This is a genomic window from Sphingomonas sp. 1185, from assembly GCF_040544655.1.
In the GTDB taxonomy this organism is placed as follows: Bacteria; Pseudomonadota; Alphaproteobacteria; order Sphingomonadales; family Sphingomonadaceae; genus Sphingomonas.
In genome coordinates, this window is the sequence record NZ_JBEPKL010000055.1 from 1 (window position 1) to 6527 (window position 6527).

At 64.4% G+C, this 6527-nt stretch carries 8 protein-coding genes; 3 read left to right on the top strand and 5 right to left on the bottom strand.

What is annotated here, in order from left to right:
* The 3 genes from ABIC44_RS19460 to ABIC44_RS19470 all read right to left on the bottom strand — a co-directional run.
* The coding region (locus ABIC44_RS19460) for an IS1/IS1595 family N-terminal zinc-binding domain-containing protein (protein ID WP_354297072.1) at nt 1-84 on the bottom strand (84 nt) is incomplete at its 3' end.
* A 91-nt stretch (nt 85-175) separates the two neighbouring features.
* Nucleotides 176-1072, bottom strand: a complete 897-nt coding sequence (locus tag ABIC44_RS19465; RefSeq protein WP_354297064.1) for a DMT family transporter — start codon at nt 1070-1072, stop codon at nt 176-178.
* Between the two features lie 73 nt (nt 1073-1145).
* Complete coding sequence (locus ABIC44_RS19470) at nt 1146-2270, bottom strand: helix-turn-helix transcriptional regulator (RefSeq protein WP_354297066.1); 1125 nt, start codon at nt 2268-2270, stop codon at nt 1146-1148.
* 113 nt (nt 2271-2383) lie between these two features.
* Here ABIC44_RS19470 and ABIC44_RS19475 point away from each other — a divergent pair, with 113 nt between their 5' ends.
* Together ABIC44_RS19475 and proS are read left to right on the top strand one after the other, a co-directional pair.
* Entirely contained in the window at nt 2384-2587 is a 204-nt protein-coding gene (locus ABIC44_RS19475; protein WP_354297067.1) for a hypothetical protein, read from the top strand.
* Between the two features lie 64 nt (nt 2588-2651).
* Nucleotides 2652-4184 carry a proline--tRNA ligase gene (gene proS / locus ABIC44_RS19480; protein ID WP_354297068.1) on the top strand — a complete coding sequence of 511 codons (1533 nt, stop codon included), beginning with the start codon at nt 2652-2654 and terminating at the stop codon, nt 4182-4184.
* A gap of 125 nt (nt 4185-4309) precedes the next feature.
* Here proS and ABIC44_RS19485 read toward each other — a convergent pair whose 3' ends face one another.
* Together ABIC44_RS19485 and bluB are read right to left on the bottom strand one after the other, a co-directional pair.
* Complete coding sequence (locus ABIC44_RS19485) at nt 4310-5278, bottom strand: glutathione S-transferase family protein (protein ID WP_354297069.1); 969 nt, start codon at nt 5276-5278, stop codon at nt 4310-4312.
* Nucleotides 5279-5456: 178 nt separating this feature from the next.
* Nucleotides 5457-6080, bottom strand: a complete 624-nt coding sequence (gene bluB, locus ABIC44_RS19490; protein ID WP_354297071.1) for a 5,6-dimethylbenzimidazole synthase — start codon at nt 6078-6080, stop codon at nt 5457-5459.
* A 100-nt stretch (nt 6081-6180) separates the two neighbouring features.
* On the opposite strand from bluB, the gene ABIC44_RS19495 reads away from it, so the two are divergent.
* Nucleotides 6181-6438 (top strand): SemiSWEET family transporter, encoded by a 258-nt coding sequence (locus tag ABIC44_RS19495; RefSeq protein ID WP_198930437.1) that lies wholly within the window; start codon nt 6181-6183, stop codon nt 6436-6438.
* Nucleotides 6439-6527 lie beyond the last annotated feature (89 nt).

Below are 6527 nucleotides of genomic sequence, written 5' to 3' on the forward strand. Positions count from 1 at the left end.
GCACGCCCGGCACACATAGCGTTGATGCCCCGCCTTCCGGCCCCGCTTGATCAGGTCAGTCCCATCACACCTTGGGCAACGCATTCCATCCCCCCCGCCTCAAATCACAGGAACAGACAAGAATCCACAATGCGGCCGGTGTAAACAGTCCCCCCCTGCAAGGGCAGGAATAACGTCAATCCTCTGCGGCGGCGGAGATCGTCTGTTGCTTGCCCAGCCGCTGCTCGCGCCAGACGATGAACAGTCCGCTGGCGATGATGACCGGGGCGCCCAGCCAGGTTCCCGCCGTGGGCAAGGCCCCGAAGATCAGCCAGCCATAGACGGTCGCCCAGATCAGGCCTGAATAGTCCATCGGCACGACGGCAGCGACGGGGGCCAGCCGCGATGCGCCGGTCAGCGCCAGCTGCCCCATGCCGCCCGCCAGCCCGATCAAGACGAGCACCACCCAGGTCAGCGGATCATGCATCTTCAGGTGGAAGGCATAGGGCAGGGCGATGAAGGGCAGGGTCAGGATGGTGAAATAGAAGACGGTCGTGGTCGCGGGCTCGTCGCGCAACTGGCGCAGCACGATCGCGACGATCGCCACGAACATCGCCGCCATCAACCCGACGCCCGCCCCGAACAGCGACATGTCGCTCGCCCCCGGCCGCACGACGAGCAGCACGCCCGCAAAGCCGACCAGCACCGCGCTCCACCGTTGCAGCCCGGTCTTCTCCCCCAGCACCAGCGCGCCGAGCAAGGTGGCGAAGATCGGCACGGTGAACTGGAAGGTCGTCGCCTCGGCCAGCGGCAGCAGCATCACCGCTCCGAAGGTGAAGACCATGCCGACCAGCCCGACCATCGCCCGCTTGGCATGACCCTTCAACCGGGTGGTGCGCAGCGACGCCAGCCCCGGCCCCGCCATGACGAAGGCAAGCACGACCGGCAGCGCGCAAAGCTGTCGAAAGAACATGGTTTCGGACAAGGTCGCCCCACGCGACTCGGCCAGCTTCACAAGCGCCGACATGGTCGACAGGAAGAAGATGGCGATCAGGCGCAGGCCGATGCCTTTGAGCACGCGGTCGCCGGTCATGATCCTGCGCTTAGAAGAGCATTTCATAAACGGCAATGGGCGAAGCCGGTCTGCGGTCGCCCTGTGCCCCGGGCTATGGCGTGGCCTGGCCCACCGACAGGGCGGGGTGGCAGAGCATGGCAACCAGTTCGCTTTGGCGGGTGCAGCCGATTTTGCCGAATATGGAGCGCAAATGCGTGCGCGCGGTCGCATAGCTGATGCCGCGGATGATCGCCGCCTCCTGCAGCGATCGACCGGCCGCCAGTTCGACCGCCAGCATCGCCTCCGCCGGGGTGAGGTCGAACAGCAGTTTGAGCAGCCCCGCCTTCGGGACGGACCGGTTGGCAGGGTCGGCGGCTATGATGATGAAGCCGTCGGCGTCGAAACGCGACCTGGCCATTTGGCGTAGCGGGATGAAGTGGAGGGCACAGGGCGGCATCATGGCATGCGCGTCCAGCAGGATCGTCGCGCTGACCACCGCATCGGTGCGGCTGGCGGCCAATGCCCTTCGGACCTTGGCATCGATGGCGGTGTTCCGAAAGCGAATCCGTCCCTGGAACGTCGTGATACGATCGCCCATCCCGACCTCGAATTGTCGGTTATGGGCGCGCAGCCGTCCGCTGCGTTCGATGACGGCGGGGGTGTTGAGCAGGTCGAGAGCATCGACCGTCGCCTGGGCGGCGACCTGGTTCATCTGCATCGAAAGGCTGGCCGCGCGTGCCAGATGAGGGCGCAGCCGATCCAGCTGAGGCAGGGCGGCGCGGGCACTGGCTTCGCTGGCAAAACCTTCCAGCGTGACGGTGATCATCTTGTCCGCCACGCCCTGGATGACGGTCCCGGCACCGATCGCATATCCTTCGGGGATCAGAAAGTCGCGATAGACCGGGAGAGTGGCCATCATGTCGGGATGATGCAGGTCGCTGTCGGTACGGAACCGGGGCGCGTGTTCGGCGACGAGCGGCGCGGCTCTGACATTGGGTTCCAACCACCCCTGATCGATGTAGCGTTGGAAGAAATCATCATGTCTCAATGACATGATGAATAAATTCTGCCATTCCGAAGTGGCAAACAGGCAGGCGCAGCGAGCACCAAAGTGTCTCGAGAGATTTTCGAGAAGTTGCGGCCAGCGATTGGGATCCGCAACCGTCGCATATATTTCGTCCAAAAGCCTTGGGTCGACCATGGCGCGGTCGCTATCGGAAATTCCTTTACGCGACATACCACAAATGGATGATGTAGACGCAATATCCGGCCGCTTATGATGACGACGATGACATATGGCCATTATGCCATACATCCTTGTTTTCATACCAGAGATGAGCGGCGGGGGATATGATCGATCAGCATGAAGGGTGCGTGGACATTCACAACTTGTCGGCGCGTCCGCAAGGAAGGGATGGCGAAGATGGTTCGCATCTATCGAAAAAGACTGATGAAGTCGTGCGCGACAACGGGCGGATGAAGCCGAGAATGGCCCTTTTGGTCATCCTGTTCATTACGATCCTGTCCTGGTCTTGGATTTTCCTGCTTTTCTGATTGTCGATGCCTTGCGGTGCGTAGCGGCTTGGCGAAACCGGGTCTTTGCCGCTATCGGGCGGGCATGAAGCACGCTCTGTCCGTCACCCGCGACGCGGATTTCTCCGCCTGGTATCAGTCCGTCATCGCCGAGGGCGATCTGGCCGAGGAATCGGGTGTCCGGGGCTGCATGGTCATCCGCCCCTGGGGCTATGGCATATGGGAGCGGATCCAGCGGCTGCTCGACGACCGGATCAAGGCGACGGGGCATGAGAATTGCTATTTCCCGCTCTTCATCCCGCTGTCCTATTTCGAGAAGGAGGCCGAGCATGTCGACGGCTTCGCCAAGGAGATGGCGGTCGTCACGCATCACCGGCTGATCGCCGACGGCAAGGGCGGCCTGGTCCCCGATCCCGAGGCCAAGCTGGAAGAGCCTCTGGTCGTGCGCCCGACCTCGGAAACGGTGATCGGCACCGCCTTTGCCCGCTGGGTTCAGTCGTGGCGCGATCTGCCGGTGCTGATCAACCAGTGGGCCAATGTTGTCCGCTGGGAAATGCGCACCCGCATGTTCCTGCGCACCGCCGAATTCCTGTGGCAGGAGGGGCATACCGCCCATGCCACGGTCGACGAGGCGCGCGCCGAGACGATCCAGATGCTGGAAGTCTATCGCAGCTTCGCCGAGGATTGCCTCGCCATGCACGTCATCGCGGGCGAGAAGCCCGAGAATGAGCGCTTCCCCGGTGCGGTCGAGACCTATTCGATCGAGGCGATGATGCAGGACGGCAAGGCGCTTCAGGCCGGGACCAGCCATTTCCTGGGCGACAATTTCGCGAAGGCGCAGAATATCCGCTTCCAGAATGCCGAAGGCGGACTGGACTTTGCCCAGACGACCAGTTGGGGCGTGTCGACCCGGATGATCGGCGGCATGATCATGGTCCACGGCGACGATGACGGGATGCGCGTGCCGCCCAAGGTCGCGCCGTGGCAGGTGGTGATCGTGCCGATGCTGCGCGACCAGCCCGAGGACGAGGCGCTGCTCGCCTATTGCCGCGATCTGCAAAAGGAACTGGTGGGCCAGTCGGCGCTGGGCGAGCCGATCCGCGCCATGGTCGATGCGCGCGCGCAAAAGGCTGCCAACAAGCGCTGGGGCTGGGTCAAGAAGGGCGCGCCGGTCATCATTGAGGTCGGCGGCCGCGACATGGCGGGCGGCAACGTCTCTGTGATCCGTCGCGACCGGCTGTATCGCGAGGACGGCAAGCTCGACTCGGTCGTAAGCCCGCGTGGTGACTTCGTGTCGGGGATCGAGGCGCTGCTCACCGACATCCAGGGCGAACTCCACCGCCAGTCGGCCGAGCGGCTGAAGGCGCAGATCGTCCCCGTCGACGACTGGGCGGGCGTCGAGGCGCATTTCGCCGACGGCGTAAAGAACCCCGGCTGGGTCGATGTCCGCTGGGCCAAGCCGACCGGCGAGGAACTGGAGCAGGTGGTCGAGAAGCTGAAGGGCCTGAAGCTGACCATCCGCAACGCGCCGATGGGCCAGACGGGATGCGATGACGGCCCCTGCATCTTCACCGGCCGCGCGGGCGTAGAGCGGGTGCTGATCGGCCGGGCATATTGATCCTGGCACGCCCCTCCCGCAAGCGGGAGGGGATGGGGGAGGGAGGGACACAGGCGATGGTCTCTGCGAGACTCCATGCCCTCCCCAAACCCCTCCCGCCTGCGGGAGGGGCTTAAGAAGAGGGGCTAGCCTCGCACCAATCCCGCCCAGGGCAGGTCCGGCCCGGCGGGTATGATGCCGGTCGGGTTCAGCTCCAGATGGCTGGCGTAATAATGCGTCTTGATGTGATCCAGATGCACCGTCTCCGCGATTGCCGGAATGGCCAGCATCCGCTCGAGCAGACCCTCCAGCGCCGGATAGTCCTGCACCCGGCGGACATTGCATTTGAAATGGCCGTAATAGACCGCATCGAAGCGGACGAGCGTGGTGAACAGCCGGATATCCGCCTCGGTCATCCGGTCGCCGACCAGCCAGTCGCGCCCCGTCAGCCGCTCCTCCAGCGTATCGAGTTCGGCGAATAACGGCCCGACCGCCGCGTCATACGCGTCCTGGCCCTTGGCGAAGCCGCATTTGTAGACGCCGTTATTCACCCGGTCATAGACGGTCGCGTTGACCGCATCGATCTCGTCGCGAAGGTCTGTCGGGTAATAGTCCCCTTCCAATGCGCCCAGGCTGTCGAAAGCGGTGTTGAACATCCGGATGATCTCGGCCGACTCGTTGCTGACGATCGTGTCGCGCGCCTTGTCCCACAGCACCGGCACGGTGACCTTGCCGCTATAACCCTCGCGCGCACGACCATAGAGCTGCCAGAGATAGTCCAACCCGTGCAGCCTATCGCCGGTCCCGCCCCGTGTCGTCGCGAAGGTCCAGCCATTCTCGCGCATCAGCGGATCGACGACCGACACGTCGATCATCGACTCCAGCCCCTTCAGCGCGCGCAGGATCAGCGTCCGGTGCGCCCAGGGGCAGGCATAAGAGACATAGAGGTGATAGCGCCCGCCCTCGGCCCGGTGGCCGGGCTGGCCATCGGGGCCGGGGCCGCCGTCCGCCGTCACCCAGTCGCGGAAGCCCGAGTCCGGGCGCTTGAAGCTGCCTTTCTCGTCCGACTTGAACAGCCCGTCCGCGTGCCAGACGCCGTCCACCATATTGCCCATGCGCGTGTCTCCTATGGGGAGGGTACGCATGGGGGCGGGGGAGCGATCCCAGTTTTTACTTCCCGGTCAGGGGAGGGGGACCGTGCGCAGCATGGTGGAGGGTTGTGCCCCCTTTCGATAGCGGGACACCCCTCCGTCGCGCTTCGCGCGCCACCTCCCCTTGCAGGGGAGGAATTGTTCACCGCACCTCCCACCGCGTCGGCGCATTTTCCTGCCACCCCGCGCGGTGGAGCAGCGGGGTGTCGTCGTCCCACTCGGCATGACCCAGGCAGAGATAGGCGGTGAAGCTCCAGTCCTCGGGCACCTCGAAGATCCGCTCCATGGCGGCGGGGTCGAGGATCGAGACCATTCCCATGCCCAGATTGGCCGCCCGCGCCGCCAGCCAGAGCGTGTGGATCGCCATCGCGGTCGACTGACGCAGCGTCTCGGGCATGGTGCGGCGGCCCAAGCCGTGCCCCTCCGCCGGATCGATATGGGTGAAGACCGCCAGTTGAACCGGCGCGGCGTCCAGGCCCGCGAGTTTCAACGCACGATACGCCTTGGCCTGTTCGTCGGCATAATCGGCCGCCGCCTCTTCGTCGCAGCGTCGGAAATCGGCGCGGACGGCGGCGCGGAACGCGGGATCCTCGACGCGGATCACCCGCCATGGCCGGGCATTGCCGACCGAGGGGGCGAGCGCCATCGCCTCGGCCAGCCGCGCCAGCACCACCTCGTCGACCGGATCGGTGCGGAAATGGCGGACGTCGCGGCGCCAGCGCAGAATCGTCTCCAGCGTCGTCGCGTCGCTTGTCTCAAAGCGCATGCTGGTCCCTTTTCCGCCCCGGAGCATCCTGCCCCGCTTGCGCGTTGCAGCACCAGGCTTCAATCGATTTATCTGTCATGAAGAAGGAGACCAAACGGCTGTGAGCGAACGGAAATTGATGCTGCTCGGCTGGATCGCGACCGCCACGGCGGTGGCCATGTACCTGTCCTATATCGACCAGATCCAGCTCAACCTGGCGGGCCAGAAGGGTTCGGTGATTCAGCCGCTGGCGACGATGGTGAACTGCTCGCTGTGGGTCGCCTATGGGTTTTTGCGCGAGAAGCGGGATTGGCCGATCGTCTTCGCCAATGCGCCCGGCGTGATCCTGGGCGGGATTTGCCTGTTCACGGCGCTCTAGAGCAAATTCCGAGCGTCTTGAATCGATGGGGGATTCCCAAGCGGCTTGAAGTCTGATTCAAGATCGTCACCGGCGACAGGAGGCCGGTC

Bases quoted from the DNA above. Each gene is read 5' to 3' on its own strand.
- ABIC44_RS19465 (WP_354297064.1), bottom strand. From the start codon at position 1,072: ATGACCGGCGACCGCGTGCTCAAAGGCATCGGCCTGCGCCTGATCGCC.
- ABIC44_RS19470 (WP_354297066.1), bottom strand. From the start codon at position 2,270: ATGTCGCGTAAAGGAATTTCCGATAGCGACCGCGCCATGGTCGACCCA.
- ABIC44_RS19475 (WP_354297067.1), top strand. From the start codon at position 2,384: ATGATCGATCAGCATGAAGGGTGCGTGGACATTCACAACTTGTCGGCG.
- proS (WP_354297068.1), top strand. From the start codon at position 2,652: ATGAAGCACGCTCTGTCCGTCACCCGCGACGCGGATTTCTCCGCCTGG.
- ABIC44_RS19485 (WP_354297069.1), bottom strand. From the start codon at position 5,278: ATGGGCAATATGGTGGACGGCGTCTGGCACGCGGACGGGCTGTTCAAG.
- bluB (WP_354297071.1), bottom strand. From the start codon at position 6,080: ATGCGCTTTGAGACAAGCGACGCGACGACGCTGGAGACGATTCTGCGC.